Annotated in this window: 15 protein-coding genes; 7 read left to right on the top strand and 8 right to left on the bottom strand. The window is 65.9% G+C overall.

Going from position 1 to position 13,003, the window contains the following annotated elements; translation table 11 throughout:
• Nucleotides 1–50: 50 nt before the first annotated feature.
• From AC4AMJ_RS15470 to mca, 6 genes are all read right to left on the bottom strand, one after another.
• A complete protein-coding gene (locus tag AC4AMJ_RS15470; protein ID WP_489913141.1) occupies nt 51–1,352 on the bottom strand; it encodes an RNA polymerase sigma factor in 1,302 nt (433 codons plus the stop codon).
• Between the two features lie 6 nt (nt 1,353–1,358).
• Nucleotides 1,359–1,745 (bottom strand): YciI family protein, encoded by a 387-nt coding sequence (locus tag AC4AMJ_RS15475; protein ID WP_489900259.1) that lies wholly within the window; start codon nt 1,743–1,745, stop codon nt 1,359–1,361.
• A 140-nt stretch (nt 1,746–1,885) separates the two neighbouring features.
• Nucleotides 1,886–2,389 (bottom strand): GNAT family N-acetyltransferase, encoded by a 504-nt coding sequence (locus tag AC4AMJ_RS15480; protein WP_489913143.1) that lies wholly within the window; start codon nt 2,387–2,389, stop codon nt 1,886–1,888.
• Nucleotides 2,390–2,391: 2 nt separating this feature from the next.
• Nucleotides 2,392–4,380 carry a thioredoxin domain-containing protein gene (locus tag AC4AMJ_RS15485; protein WP_489900803.1) on the bottom strand — a complete coding sequence of 663 codons (1,989 nt, stop codon included), beginning with the start codon at nt 4,378–4,380 and terminating at the stop codon, nt 2,392–2,394.
• Between the two features lie 37 nt (nt 4,381–4,417).
• Entirely contained in the window at nt 4,418–4,723 is a 306-nt protein-coding gene (locus AC4AMJ_RS15490; RefSeq protein ID WP_489900257.1) for a hypothetical protein, read from the bottom strand.
• Nucleotides 4,720–5,616: a mycothiol conjugate amidase Mca gene (gene mca, locus AC4AMJ_RS15495; RefSeq protein WP_489900256.1), complete on the bottom strand. Its 897-nt coding sequence runs from the start codon at nt 5,614–5,616 to the stop codon at nt 4,720–4,722. The genes AC4AMJ_RS15490 and mca overlap by 4 nt, the downstream gene beginning before the upstream one ends.
• Before the next feature lie 48 nt (nt 5,617–5,664).
• On the opposite strand from mca, the gene AC4AMJ_RS15500 reads away from it, so the two are divergent.
• From AC4AMJ_RS15500 to greA, 3 genes are all read left to right on the top strand, one after another.
• Nucleotides 5,665–6,156 carry a DUF4307 domain-containing protein gene (locus tag AC4AMJ_RS15500; RefSeq protein ID WP_489900255.1) on the top strand — a complete coding sequence of 164 codons (492 nt, stop codon included), beginning with the start codon at nt 5,665–5,667 and terminating at the stop codon, nt 6,154–6,156.
• The gene (locus tag AC4AMJ_RS15505; protein WP_489913145.1) at nt 6,153–6,908 is read left to right on the top strand and encodes a queuosine precursor transporter; all 756 of its coding nucleotides are present in this window, start codon (nt 6,153–6,155) and stop codon (nt 6,906–6,908) included. The genes AC4AMJ_RS15500 and AC4AMJ_RS15505 overlap by 4 nt, the downstream gene beginning before the upstream one ends.
• Before the next feature lie 125 nt (nt 6,909–7,033).
• Nucleotides 7,034–7,528 (top strand): transcription elongation factor GreA, encoded by a 495-nt coding sequence (gene greA, locus AC4AMJ_RS15510; protein ID WP_489900253.1) that lies wholly within the window; start codon nt 7,034–7,036, stop codon nt 7,526–7,528.
• Nucleotides 7,529–7,618: 90 nt separating this feature from the next.
• On the opposite strand, the gene AC4AMJ_RS15515 is transcribed toward greA, so the two are convergent.
• Complete coding sequence (locus AC4AMJ_RS15515; RefSeq protein WP_489900252.1) at nt 7,619–8,494, bottom strand: hypothetical protein; 876 nt, start codon at nt 8,492–8,494, stop codon at nt 7,619–7,621.
• A gap of 124 nt (nt 8,495–8,618) precedes the next feature.
• Here AC4AMJ_RS15515 and AC4AMJ_RS15520 point away from each other — a divergent pair, with 124 nt between their 5' ends.
• Nucleotides 8,619–8,939, top strand: coding sequence for a hypothetical protein (locus AC4AMJ_RS15520; protein WP_489900251.1), 321 nt, complete (start codon nt 8,619–8,621; stop codon nt 8,937–8,939).
• Here the strand turns inward: AC4AMJ_RS15520 and AC4AMJ_RS15525 are convergent.
• The gene (locus AC4AMJ_RS15525) at nt 8,882–9,724 is read right to left on the bottom strand and encodes a phosphatase PAP2 family protein (protein WP_489900250.1); all 843 of its coding nucleotides are present in this window, start codon (nt 9,722–9,724) and stop codon (nt 8,882–8,884) included. The two genes, AC4AMJ_RS15520 and AC4AMJ_RS15525, sit on opposite strands and share 58 nt — an antisense overlap.
• Nucleotides 9,725–9,811: 87 nt before the next feature.
• Between AC4AMJ_RS15525 and AC4AMJ_RS15530 the strand changes: the two genes are divergently transcribed.
• The 3 genes from AC4AMJ_RS15530 to AC4AMJ_RS15540 are packed head-to-tail and all read left to right on the top strand — an operon-like array spanning nt 9,812 to nt 12,977.
• Complete coding sequence (locus AC4AMJ_RS15530; RefSeq protein WP_489900248.1) at nt 9,812–11,113, top strand: hypothetical protein; 1,302 nt, start codon at nt 9,812–9,814, stop codon at nt 11,111–11,113.
• Between the two features lie 56 nt (nt 11,114–11,169).
• Nucleotides 11,170–12,141 carry an ATP-binding cassette domain-containing protein gene (locus AC4AMJ_RS15535; RefSeq protein WP_489900247.1) on the top strand — a complete coding sequence of 324 codons (972 nt, stop codon included), beginning with the start codon at nt 11,170–11,172 and terminating at the stop codon, nt 12,139–12,141.
• Complete coding sequence (locus AC4AMJ_RS15540; RefSeq protein WP_489900246.1) at nt 12,141–12,977, top strand: ABC transporter permease; 837 nt, start codon at nt 12,141–12,143, stop codon at nt 12,975–12,977. Before AC4AMJ_RS15535 ends, AC4AMJ_RS15540 begins: the two co-directional genes overlap by 1 nt.
• The last annotated feature ends 26 nt before the right edge of the window (nt 12,978–13,003 follow it).

The raw sequence follows: 13,003 nt of genomic DNA on the forward strand, positions 1-13,003 counted from the left end.
GGTACGCTCGCACGCTCGCTCCTCAGGGACCGGGTGGGGACGCTCGCTCCTCAGGCACCCGGGTCGGTTTCCCACGCGCGTCGCGTCTGTGGTCGCATGAACTGCTCGCCGACCGCGCATTGCGCGATGCGACGGTGCAGATGGCGACGTTCCACCGGATTGTCGGTGAGGGCGGCCGCGCGCCGGAAGGCATCGGCGGCATCGGCGAGACAACCTGCGCGGGAGAGCATCTCACCACGGGCGGCGTGCCATAGGTGGTATCCGCCCAGTCCGACGATCGCGTCGACCTCGGCGAGTCCACGTTCGGGACCGTCGACCATGGACGCCGCGATCGCCCGATTCAGCGCGACCACCGGACCGGGGTCGATCCGCTCCAAGATGCGATACAGGTCGACGATCGCGGGCCAGTCCGTGTCCGCCGACGTCTCGGCGGCCGCGTGCAGGGCGGCGATGATCGCCTGGATGCGGTAGGCGCCGACACCTGGAAGCGCGATTGCCGACCGCAGCACCTCGCGGGCACGGCCGATCATGTCCGTGTCCCAACGGCGTCGGTCCTGCTCCGCCAGGACGATCAGATCCCCGGCCCCGTCGAGTCGTGTATCGAATCGCGCCCGGTGGAAGAGTTCGAGGGCCAGCAGTCCACGCGCCTCACCGTCCGCCGGGACGAGTTCGATGACCTGTTCGGACAATCGGATCGCCTCATCCGCGAGGTCGACTCGGACGAGTGACGATGACGCCCCTCTCGACAGGTAGCCCTCGTTGAAGATCAGGTACAGCACTGCCAGCAGTGCACCGACGCGTTCGTCGATGTCGGCCGGGATGGTGAGTGGGATCCGCGCGTCCCGGATCTTGCGTTTCGCCCGTACGATCCGTTGTGCGAGCGTGGGTTCCGGTACCAGGAAGGCCGCCGCGATCTCGGCTGTGGTGAGACCTCCGACGAGGCGCAGGGTCAGGGCGACCTGGGCGTCGCGATCCAATGCCGGATGGCAGCACAACAGCAGCAGCCGCAACCGCTCGTCGCCGACCTCGCGATCGTCGACGATCAGGACGGCGCCGGGCGCGGGATCCGGTTCGGAGATCAATTCGGGCGCAGCTGCGACGAGACGTCGCCGCGACGTCGCGCGCCGCCGCAACTGGTCGACGATCCGGTTGCGCGACACTGTGTAGAGCCACGCCCCGGGGTTGTCCGGGACACCGCGGTCCGGCCACGTCTCGGTCGCTTGCAGCAACGCGTCCTGGACACAATCGTCGGCCAGGTCGACGTCGTCGAACCGGGCCGCGAGGAGGGCGAGCACACGTCCACTCTCCTCGCGGGCCAGCCGGGTGATGGGTGTCGAGACGGTGTCGGTCACCGCGGGTCAGCTCTCGACGAGCGTCGGTGTCCCGTCGTCGGCGGCGAACAACCGAATCGGCCGGATCTCGACGACACCGAACGGCAACGGAATCCGGCCCGCCCATTCCAGTGCGACGTCGAGGTCGGGGGCCTCGATCCGGTAATAGCCACCGAGTTGCTCTTTGGCCTCGACGTATGGTCCGTCGCTGACCGTCGGGGCCTGACCGAGGGTCAGTCGCATCGTGGTCGACGAGCCGCTGGGCTGCAGGCTCGCACCCTCCACCAGCAGGCCGGCGGCCGCAAGTGCCTTCCCGTACCCGGCCCACGCCGCTCGTGTCTCGTCGAAGCCGTCGTCACCCTCCTGCGGCATGGGGACGGACTCGTCGACGGTGATCGCAAGCATGTATTGCATGTCGGTTCCTCTCTTCGGCCGATCGATCGGCGATGATGTCGGCCCGATTGCCTCCATCTGCTCCCATGACGCAGCGATCACCGAAGATCGACAGAGTTCACGAAAAGAATTCTGACAGAAAATTGCCGGCTGGGACCCGACTACCGGAGTAGGAGACCCATCACGACCGCATCCCAGAGCTCTCCGTCACGGCGCCGGTACTGCTGCCGGAGCAATCCCTCCCGCACGAATCCTCGCGATCGGTACAGCGCGATCGCGGGATCGTTGTGTGGCCAGACCTCGAGCATCACCTTGTGCGATCCGCGATCTCGGCTCCAGCGGACGACCTCGTCGAGCAGGGCCGCCCCCACCCCGCGCCGGCGAAATCGGGGATCGACCTGCATGCCGAACTCCACCGGGCCAGGTGATCTGTCGGTCATCCCGGCGCTGCCGATGACGGTGTCGTTCTCGTCGACGGCGATGACGACATGAGCGGTCTCCACGGATGCCATCGCACGGAACTCGTCGGCCAGTTTCTCGATGTCCACGGGCGGCTCGGTGAGCAGCCACCGCCCTTCCGATGCGACCGTCGCCCGTAATCTGCTCACCGCCAATGCATCAGAGGCGCGCCCGTCGCGAAGGCGAAAAGCCGGCCACGAGTCCATGATCAGCCGAGCTGTGCGGCGAGTGCGTCACCGTCGGTGACCGGCAACGCGCACACCGTACCGCGACAGACGTAGGCGGCGTCTGCGCCGTCGACCGGGCCGCGTCCGTCCAGGAGCGGTAGCGAATCCCTTTTCCCGGCAACCACGATCGTCCCGCCCGGTGCGACGGCGAACGCTCGGCCGGCCAGTTCCCCCGAACTTCCCGGCTCCTGGGCGATCGCGATCTGCAGCGGACCCGACACCCGTGCGAACGCCACGGACATCCAATGCCCCGCCGACCGCGGCACTTTTGCGAGCAGCACCGCGCAGCGGTCGAGCGTGTGGTCGAGCAGTTCGGCATAGCGCGTCGCCGGGCCGAATCGGGCCAATGCGGAGGCACCCAGCAGCGCCTCGGCCATCAGCGAGGCACCCGACGGCGTGGCTCCGTCGACGGGATCGCGCGGGCGAGTGATCAACTCGCCATCGGCGGCGTCGTACCAGGCACCGGCCTCCACGGGATCGGCGAACAGGTCGATGGCGGAGTCGAGGAGCGCCAGGGCCTCGTCCCGCCACCTGGTGTCGCCGGTCGCCTGGTGCAACGTCAACAGTGCAGTGACGAGGGCTGCATGATCGTCGAGCGCTGCCGCGGCGAGTCCGACCGAGCCGCCCAGCGAGGAGCGGCGCAGTCGCCCATCGACGATGTGATGGTCGACGAGCTCCCGCGCGCACCACGCGCCGAGTCGGATCCACTCCGGGCGCGAGAGACCAACGCCCGCCTCGACCAGTGCGGTGACGGTCATCGCGTTCCAGCCGGTGACCACCTTGTCGTCGCGAGCGGGTTGCGGGCGGCGTGCCCGCGCCGCGAGCAACGTGCTTCGCACCGCGTCGAATCGGCCCAGGTCATCGGGATCGGTGGGCAATTGCAGAGTCGACGAGCCGTGCTCGAAGGTCCCACCGTCGGTGACTCCGAAAAGGCCTGCCGCCCAGCGTCCGTCGTCTACCCCGAGAACGTCGGCGAGTTCGGTGGGAGTCCACACGTAGGTCGAGCCTTCGACGCCGGCGGCGTCGGCATCCAGCGAGGATGCGAACCCTCCGGCCGTCAGCAGGTCACGGCGCAGGAATTCGACGGTCTCCTCGGTGATCCGATGCGCCAGACGATCCCCGGTCCGTCGTGCGAGATGCGCGTAGACCCGCAACAGCTGTGCGTTGTCGTACAGCATCTTCTCGAAATGCGGTACCACCCAGTCGTTGTCGACCGAATAGCGCGCGAAGCCACCGGCGAGTTGGTCGTAGATGCCGCCACGGGCCATCGCCGCACCGGTCCGGACCGCGGCGTCCAGACCCTGCGAGTCGCCGGTGTGTTCGGAGGACCGGATAAGCGCCTCGAGCAATGCCGACGGCGGGAACTTGGGAGCGCCTCCGAAGCCTCCGGCCTCGCGGTCCTCGTCGCCGAGGGCCGTCGAGACCGCGTGTGCGAGCAACCGAGCGTCGACCGGCACGTCGGCCTTCGGCAGCGCGGCTGCGTTGGCCTCCACATGCTCGCGCACCTGGATTCCCATCGCATCGATCTCCTCGCGGCGGTGCACAAAGGCCTCGGTCACCGCGGTCATTATCTGGGCGAATGACGGCATGCCGCCGCGCGGTGCGGACGGAAAGTAGGTTCCGCAGTAGAACGGTTGCCCGGTGGGTGTCAGGAAACACGTCATCGGCCAACCGCCCTGGCCCGTCATCGCGACGGTCGCATTCATGTAGATGGAGTCGATGTCCGGTCGTTCCTCGCGGTCGACCTTCACGCAGACGAAGTCGCGGTTCATCTGTGCCGCGGTGGCATCGTCGGAGAACGATTCGTGGGCCATGACATGGCACCAGTGGCAGGCGGCATAGCCGACCGACAGCAGGATCGGGACATCGCGGCGCGCGGCATCCGCCATCGCGGCCGCTCCCCATTCCTGCCAGTGCACCGGATTGTCGGCATGTTGACGCAGGTAGGGACTCGTCGAATCGCCGAGCATGTTGCGGGCACGGCTCTGCGCACCGCGCGCGGCTCGGTCAGGTCCCGGCGGACTTTCGTTCATCGGCCTGCACCTCATCAGTGGCTTCGGCGGTGGCGTCGTCTTCGGGGTCGACGGTGTCGGTACCGTCGTCGAACTCCTGATCCGCTTGCGGATGATCGGTGTCGAAGTTCTTGGGCAGTTTCTTCAACCGCTTGTTCATCGACCGGATCAGGAACGCCGTCGCCACCAGCAACACGATGATGATGAGCAGACCCAGCGGCGACGCCTTGCCGAACTCCGGCCCCTCGGGCTCCTGCGCGGCGAGTATCTGGAGGCCGGCGGCCAGGTTCATCGGGTTCATGGTTCCTCAATTCCGGCGAACAGATCGGTTTCCGGAATCGATGTCTTCACACGCGTCTGCGCGAGTTCGAACTCCTCCGTCGGCCACAGTCGCTGCTGCCACTCGAGCGGAACGGCGAAGAACACCCCGTTCGGATCGATCTGGGTCGCGTGCGCACGCAAGGCGTCGTCGCGATTCGGGAAGTACTTCGCACACTCGACCTGGGTGGTCACCCGGCCCATGAGGTCCCCGCGGCTCGGGTCCCACTTGCTCAGCCACTCCTTGAACGGGCTCTCCTGCCCGTTTCGCTCGAACTCGTCCGAGAACAACATCATCCGGTCGCGGATGAATCCGTGCGTGTAATACAGCTTCGACACCGACCACGGTTCGCCGGTTCCCGGGTAGGCGTCGGGATCGCCGGCTCGCTCGAATGCGGCGATCGAGACCTCGTGATCGCGGATGTGGTCCGGGTGGGGATAGCCTCCGCGCTCGTCATAGGTCACCATCACGTGCGGCCGGAACTGGCGAACGACGCGGACGAGCGCTTCGATCGGCCCCTCGATGTCGATTGCGGCGAACGAACCCTCCGGGACGGGCGGGAGGGGGTCGCCTTCGGGAAGACCCGAGTCGACGAAGCCGAGCCACATCTGGTCCACGCCGAGCGCGGCCGCGGCGGCGGCCATCTCCTCCTTGCGGACCTCGCTCATCCGCTCCTTGATGCCGGGACGATCCATCGCGGGATTCAGTATGTCTCCGCGCTCACCCCCGGTGAGCGTGACAACAAGCACATGATGGCCTTCTGCCGCGTATTTGGCGGTCGTCGCGGCACCCTTGCTCGACTCGTCGTCCGGGTGGGCATGCACCGCCATCAGACGAAGACCGGCGTGGGGTCCACCAGTGTGAGATTCGGTCACGCTTCCTCACCTTCGGATCGATACTCCTCCCATGGTAGGTATTGACGCGTGAACAGTTCAGTCGGGGGCACCGGCAACGGTGACGATCGGCCGCACAGCGAAGCCACCGATCAGCCCCGAAGCGGACCCCGGGCCACGTATCCGAGCACCCAGTCCGCGTCGAGCCGCCGCGGCTGGTTCATCGCGATGTCGGTGCTGGTCGTCGTGGCCGGAATCGGGATCGCCTGGCTGGGCTACACGAAGTTCGCCACACCGGATGTCTCCGGCGAGGCAACGGGCTACGAGATCCTCAATCCGTCGACCGTTGCGGTGCAGTTCACGGTCACCCGAAGTGACCCGGCGAAGACCGTGGCCTGTGTCGTTCGCGGACGGTCGCTGGATGGCGACGAGACGGGCCGGCGCGAGATCCTCATCCCCGGCGGCACCCAGACCCAGGTCGGGATGCGCACCGAGGTGGCGACCTCGAAGCCACCGGTCATCGGCGAGGTCTTCGGCTGCACCACGGACGTCCCCGCCTATCTGACCACCTCGACACCGTGACGCAGAAGGTCCGTGATCGAGCGGTCTTCGCGACCGTGTCCAGCCCGAACTACGCGTATCTGATCGCACTGTTCGTCGGCGTGATGCTGATCAGCAACATCACCGGCACCAAGGGCGTGACCCTGTTCGAGAACTGGCTACACGTCTCGCTGGGGCCCATCCAGATGGACGGACTCGTCACCGACGGTGCGTTCTACCTGTTCCCGCTGGCCTATGTACTCGGCGACGTGATCAGCGAGGTCTACGGCTTCCGGGCGATGCGCCGTGCGATCCTCGCCGGATTCGTCGTGCTGTTGATCGCCTCGATCTGCTTCTGGCTGACCATCGAATTGCCGGCCGCCGAGTTCTACGAGGGCCAGGAGGCCTTCCGAACGGTGGCCGGGGTGGTGCCCCAGTTCCTGTTGGCAGGCCTTGCGGGATACCTCGCCGGCGAGTTCCTGAATTCGTTCGTACTGGTCAAGATGAAGGAGCGCGCCGGCGAGCGACGTCTGTGGGCTCGCCTGATCGGATCGACCGTGGTCGGCGAGTTCGCCGACACCCTGGTCTTCTGTTCGATTGCAGCGTCTGCCCTGGGCATTTCCACCTGGGGTGATTTCATCAACTACACCGCAGTCGGATTCGTGTGGAAGACGTTGGTGGAGATCATCATCATGCCGGTGACGTATCTGGTCGTGGGCCGGCTGAAAAAGCGTGAGCCCACCTACCAGGAGGCACTCCGAGAGGTTGCCGAACAACGATCGGATGTGCTTTAGCTCTCAGCGGCTGGTATCCTCGTTTGATACACGGCTCCGCGAGGGGTCGTGTTGCTGCATTTAGAGCAGTCCATATGCCCAGGTGAAGACTGCGCGTGGGCGCGGACGACACAAAGGAGTAACCGATGACCGACACACAGGTGACGTGGCTGACGCAGGAGTCGCATGACCGCCTCAAGGGCGAACTGGACTCGCTGATCGCCAACCGACCGGTCATTGCTGCGGAGATCAACGAGCGTCGCGAAGAAGGCGACCTCAAGGAGAACGGCGGCTACCACGCAGCCCGCGAAGAGCAGGGCCAGCAGGAAGCGCGCATCCGCCAGCTCCAGGAGCTGCTGAACAATGCCAAGGTCGGTGAGGCCCCGACCCAGTCGGGCGTGGCACTGCCCGGTTCGGTGGTCAAGGTCTATTACGACGGTGACGAGAGCGACACCGAGACCTTCCTGATCGCGACCCGCGAAGAGAGCGCGAAGGGCGGGTCCATCGAGACCTACTCGCCGAGCTCTCCGCTGGGCGCCGCATTGATCGACGCCAAGGTCGGCGAGACCCGCGAGTACAGCGTGCCCAGTGGCGCGCTCGTCAAGGTGACGCTGGTCAGCGCCGAGCCGTATCACGGCTGATCTCAGCAAGAAACCCGTTCAACTCCCACAAACACGCGATGCGTTGCGTGTTTGTGGGAGTTTTGCGTGGCGGGCCGGTCCGAGAGGCGATCACGCGGCCGCGATGACATTGAGCGAGCGCAGCGGTGGCAGAGCTTCCCAGCCCGACCGCTCGTAGCTCTGCTTGCCCGGGGGCAACGTGAGCTCGTCGAGTCGAAGCGCCGCCGATCTCTGTGCGGCGCCGAGCCGTTGCATGAAGGTCACGACCGGACCGAGCTCCTCCTGCTCGGGCACAGTGGCGTCGCTCCGACGGGGTACCACGATCGACGTCACATCGGTGAGTGTCGACTCGTACCACGGGTTGAGCTGTGGGATGAGTGATGTCGAGCGACTCCGCGTCAGAATGTGCATGACCGTTGCTTCCGGGCGCAGGGGCGCGACGTCGTCGTCCGAGTCGCTGCTGCCATCCGACGGATCGTCGCCGAGTGACCACCACAGAATGCCGTCGATCCCGATGGCCGTCGGCGTCGGGTCGAACAGACACACTCGTTCGGTGATCCGGTCGACCGGCTCAGAGAAGAGCGCAAAGCCCGCGTTTCCGAGTCCCGCCGCTTGTGTGGTGTCCCGGGGATCGACCGGTGTCGACCGCACCGCGGAGATCGACGGGGGTGGCAGCCACATCGGGGTGAAAGTCCTCAGCACGGCCGCCGCGATCCTCGCATACGCCCGCTCACTGCGCAGTCGGGTGAGTTGATCGGCCCACGCCTCCTGGTCCTCCTCCAATTCCATGTGGAGGTCAGGTCGCACATCCTGCAGCACACCCTCGTCGAGGATCGGCGCGATCTGATCCAGATTCGTTTCGTACCGATGTATGGATCGTGTCTGCGCCACGATGGCGTTGTGGTAGCCACGAGCGAGTTCCGCTCTGATGCGCACCACGTTCTGCGGCGCCCAGAGCTGTTCGGGTTTCCTGTTTCGTCGTCCCATGCAGCGAACGTTAGAGCGGTTCGACGACACCTCAGGATCTTCGTCCACAGCCCTCCGAAGCATCCACAGGCAACCCACAGCCATGCTCAAGATCGTCCCCAACCTGCGGCATCATCCTTGGATCATGAGAAAGAACACATCAACACCCACCGTTGCACTGGTGGTCCTCGACGACGACCCGGCCGTCCTCGACCACGCCCGCGCGCTGTTCCACGCCGACATCCCCTTGGGTGTCGTCAGCAGCCAGTACTCCGCCGTCGTGCCGTTCATGCTCGGCAACAACGGGCACACGGTCGCGCTGGTCGCCGACGTCGACGACCCGGATCAACTCGCGGAGGCGATCGTGCTCGTGGAGCGCAGGCTGGGGCAGGTCAGTGCGGTGATCCGTTACGCCGCGGATCTCCCGGACGGCACCACGGTGCGACGCACCGCCTCTGCCGCCTGACGCCACGGCGCGTAGACAATCGCCATCGCGACCGCGATCACGGCGATGATCGCCACGATGTCGAGCAGATAGTGGTTGGCCGTGCCGACGACGACGAAAACTGTGGTCATCGGGTAGATCACGCCGAGCACCCGCACCCAGGTCCGGCGGGCATAGATGGCGATCGCCAGTCCCGCCCAGATCGCCCATCCGCAGTGCAGCGACGGCATCGCGGCAAATTGGTTGGTCATCGACTCCGGCCCCGGCGATCCGGATGACTCCCACCATCCCCAGGTCGAGGTCTGCGCCATGATGTCGACGTAGCCCGGGTACATCCGTGGCGGCGCGGTCGGGATCAGATAGAAGCCCGCGAGGGCGATCAGCGTGGTGAGCGCCAAGACCAGCGACGCGCGACGATATCCCGGTCGATTCGTCCAGTACAGCCACACCGCGGCTCCGATCGTCACCCACCAGTGCAGCGTGTGATAGTGCAGCGCACAAAGATCGGCGACGAATGGGTGCTCGTGCACCCATTGATTGACCGCCGGTTCGATCTCGATGTGTAGCGTCTTCTCGATATCGGTGATGGCCGTGCCGTTGGCGAAGGCCGGTTCGACGTCCTTCCCACCGAGATTCCGAACGTAGGTGTAGGCCTGGTAGATCCCCCACACGAGGGCGATCTCCAGCCACCACCGCGGTTGTGCCAGGTATCCGCCGACGCGCGAGAGCCAGAGCCGAAGGCGCAGCCACCTCTGGGCCGCCACCCACTCCTGAGTGCGCGCTTCCTCCTGCGCCGTTGTGGCCATCGCCTCCCCGCCGGTTAACATGCAACCAACAACAGTGGTTGATATGTACAACTAAGAGTTACTCCAGAGTAGACCCTGGGGGTTCACGTGGTCGAGAACATTACGCGCCACGGGGTGGTGCCGGACGGCACCGCGGCCGGCGAGAGCGCAACCGATACAGGAATCCGTGCACAGCATGTACCGGTTCTTCGGCGTCTCGGACGCCACCGACTCGAGGCGGTCACGTATCTGGCGTTCGGTGCGGGAGCCTATGTCCTGTTCGCGCTTTCAGGTCTGGACGCCCACATCGCCTGGGCACATTCGGCAGCCATCGGCTATTGCCTGGCCGCGGCGATCTCGGTGACGCCGCTGCCCGCGCATGCTCGACGTGCTCGACTGGCGCGTATCGCAGCCGTGACCGGTGCGCTGATCGTGCCCTTTGTCACACTTCTGACCGGACACCATCAGATTCAGGACGAGGTCGGGGTGATCTCCCGATCCGGTGATCTGCTGTTGTCCAGCGGGATTCCGTATGTACACCACGCCTCGTCGGTCACCGACATCAACCCGTATCTGCCGATGATGGCCGTCTTCGGTCTCCCGGGCGCGCTGCTGAGCAAGGCCGGTATCGATCCGGAGAGTGCCTGGGACGTCGTCGGTGATCCACGGATCTGGTGTGCGGCCATCGCCATCGGTGGCATCGCGGGATCCATTCGGCTGCTCAAAGCGCATTCCCGATGGTCGGCTCATGTGGCCGTCCTGATGATCGCGTCCCCGACCATCGCCCTGGAAATGTGTGCCAGTGGCGTGGATCTCCCTCTCGCCGGGTTCCTGCTGCTCGGACTCGCGCTGGCGGCGACCCGACGTCCCGCACTCGGCGCGGCGTGTCTGGCCGCCGCATTCGCCATCAAATGGGTCGCGCTGCTGTGCATCCCGATCGTCATCGCGTTGCTGATCACCCGGTACGGCCGGGCCGTCACCGCACGATTCGTCGTCGTCTTCGCCGCCGCGTCGGCGATCTTCATCCTGCCCGCCATGCTCTCGATCTCCGACACGATCGCCCAGGTCCTCGAGTTCCCCACCGGTCACGGCGCCGTCCCGACACCGGCGCGCAGCCCGATGCCGGGCGTCCTGCTGGCATCCTTCGGTCCGGCGGGGCACAACGCCGACATGGTTCTCCTGGCCACCTGCGCGGTCTTGCTGGCGGTGTCCGTAATCCGGCGACCGCCCAGCACCTTCGCGTCCGCAGCCACCTTCGCCGGGGTCGGTTTCACCTGCTTCTTCCTGCTCGCCCCGGTCGGCCGATTCGGCTACCTGCTGATCCCGATGCTCTTGTTCGGGCTCGCCTTCATCGCCTACCGGAGTGAGCGCGTGCGCCAGTCGATGTCAGCGGTCGTCGGACTGCCGTAACCACCACGCAAGTGGCTGCAAGGCCCACGACAGCAGCGCCGGGCATGGTCATCGGCATGACAACCACCATCTCGACCGGCCTGGCGATCGAAGCGCACGGGCTGGTCAAACATTTCGGATCGACCCGCGCCGTCAACGGCGTGGATCTGGCCGTCCCGACGGGCTCGGTGTACGGCGTGCTCGGCCCGAACGGGGCCGGGAAGACGACCACGGTGAGCATGCTCGCCACCCTGTTGCGGCCGGATGCCGGCGAAGCGAAGGTCTTCGGCTATGACGTCGTCGAGGACTCCGTTGCCGTGCGTTCCCTGGTCGGGGTCACCGGGCAATACGCCTCGGTCGACGAGGACCTGACGGCGTCACAGAATCTGGTCCTGTTCGCACGATTGCTGGGCATCTCCCGGCCTGCCGCGCGGGCCCGGGCCGACGAACTGCTCGAGGAGTTCTCCCTGACCGAGGCCGCCAACCGTCCGCTGAAGAACTTCTCCGGCGGTATGCGCCGGCGTCTCGACCTCGCCGCCAGCTTGATCGACACTCCCCCGCTGCTGTTCCTCGACGAGCCGACGACCGGTCTCGATCCGCGCACCCGCGCCCAGATGTGGAACACCATCCGCAATCTGGTCAAGCAGGGATCGACGGTCCTGCTGACCACCCAGTACCTCGATGAGGCCGACCAGCTCGCCGACCGGATCGCCGTCATCGACCACGGTGTGGTGATCGCCGACGGCACCGGCGACGAACTCAAGCAGTCGGTCGGCTCGAGCACCCTGCAACTCGTCCCGGTCGACCGCACGAAGGCACCGAGGGTCTGCGAGATCGTCGAAGCCGTGCTCGGTGAGACCGCGACACTCAGCCCGGAAGCCGCCCGCGTGACGGTCGGTCTCCACAAGCCCGACCTGGTCCCGGATGTCCTGATCGCGTTGCGCGAGCACGACATCACCATCGACGAGATCAACGTGCAGAAACCCAGCCTCGACGAGGTGTTCCTGACCATCACCGGCAAGCCGGCAGCAGAAGAGGAGGCGGCGTGATGACCACCACCATCGACCGCGGCGCGCCCGCGTCCGCCATCACCACGAAATCGGCTCGGCCGGAGGCGAAGACGTCGGTCAGCCTGACCGAGACCATCCGCCAGTCCTTCTCGATGGCCTACCGCGGCATCCTGAAGATCCGGCACAACCCCGAACAGCTCTTCGACGTCACGATCCAGCCGATCATCTTCACCCTGATGTTCACCTACATCTTCGGTGGCGCCATCAGCGGCAATGTGTCGGCGTACCTGCCGGTGATCATCCCGGGCATCATGGTGCAGACCGTGATCACAACGTCCATCGTCACCGGCACCCAGTTGCGCGAAGACATGGACAAAGGTGTCTTCGACCGCTTCCGGTCGCTGCCGATCGCACGGATCAGTCCGCTCGCCGGAGCTTTGCTCGCGGATATGATCCGCTACTTCATCGCCACCACACTGACCATCGTGATGGGCCTGATCATGGGGTGGCGACCGGACGCCTGGGGCACGATCGGCGCCGCCGCTCTGATCATCGTGTGCAGCTTCGCGGTCTCGTGGATCTTCGCCCTCATGGGCTGCCTGATGAGCAAAGCTTCAGCGGTCCAGGGTGTCTCGATGCTGATCTTGTTCCCGCTCACCTTCATGTCCAACGCGTTCGTCCCGGTCGACACGATGCCAGGCTGGCTGCAGGCCTTCGTGAAGATCAACCCGGTCAGCCATATCGTGACCGCGGTCCGCGAACTGACGGGTACCGGTCACGCCGGCATCCACGTGCTCTGGGCCCTCGTCGGCGCTGCGGTGATCACCGCGATCTTTGCGCCGCTGGCCGTGCGTGCCTACATGCGGAACACATGATGTGACGGTGTCGACGGGCGCGTGAC

The organism is Gordonia sp. LMA484 (assembly GCF_058129505.1).

Excerpts from the sequence above, each read along its gene's own strand:
- AC4AMJ_RS15475 (WP_489900259.1), bottom strand. The coding sequence starts at position 1,745 with ATGCAATACATGCTTGCGATCACCGTCGACGAGTCCGTCCCCATGCCG.
- AC4AMJ_RS15480 (WP_489913143.1), bottom strand. The coding sequence starts at position 2,389 with ATGGACTCGTGGCCGGCTTTTCGCCTTCGCGACGGGCGCGCCTCTGAT.
- AC4AMJ_RS15485 (WP_489900803.1), bottom strand. The coding sequence starts at position 4,380 with ATGCTCGGCGATTCGACGAGTCCCTACCTGCGTCAACATGCCGACAAT.
- AC4AMJ_RS15490 (WP_489900257.1), bottom strand. The coding sequence starts at position 4,723 with ATGAACCCGATGAACCTGGCCGCCGGCCTCCAGATACTCGCCGCGCAG.
- greA (WP_489900253.1), top strand. The coding sequence starts at position 7,034 with ATGACCGACACACAGGTGACGTGGCTGACGCAGGAGTCGCATGACCGC.
- AC4AMJ_RS15515 (WP_489900252.1), bottom strand. The coding sequence starts at position 8,494 with ATGGGACGACGAAACAGGAAACCCGAACAGCTCTGGGCGCCGCAGAAC.
- AC4AMJ_RS15520 (WP_489900251.1), top strand. The coding sequence starts at position 8,619 with ATGAGAAAGAACACATCAACACCCACCGTTGCACTGGTGGTCCTCGAC.
- AC4AMJ_RS15525 (WP_489900250.1), bottom strand. The coding sequence starts at position 9,724 with ATGGCCACAACGGCGCAGGAGGAAGCGCGCACTCAGGAGTGGGTGGCG.
- AC4AMJ_RS15535 (WP_489900247.1), top strand. The coding sequence starts at position 11,170 with ATGACAACCACCATCTCGACCGGCCTGGCGATCGAAGCGCACGGGCTG.
- AC4AMJ_RS15540 (WP_489900246.1), top strand. The coding sequence starts at position 12,141 with ATGACCACCACCATCGACCGCGGCGCGCCCGCGTCCGCCATCACCACG.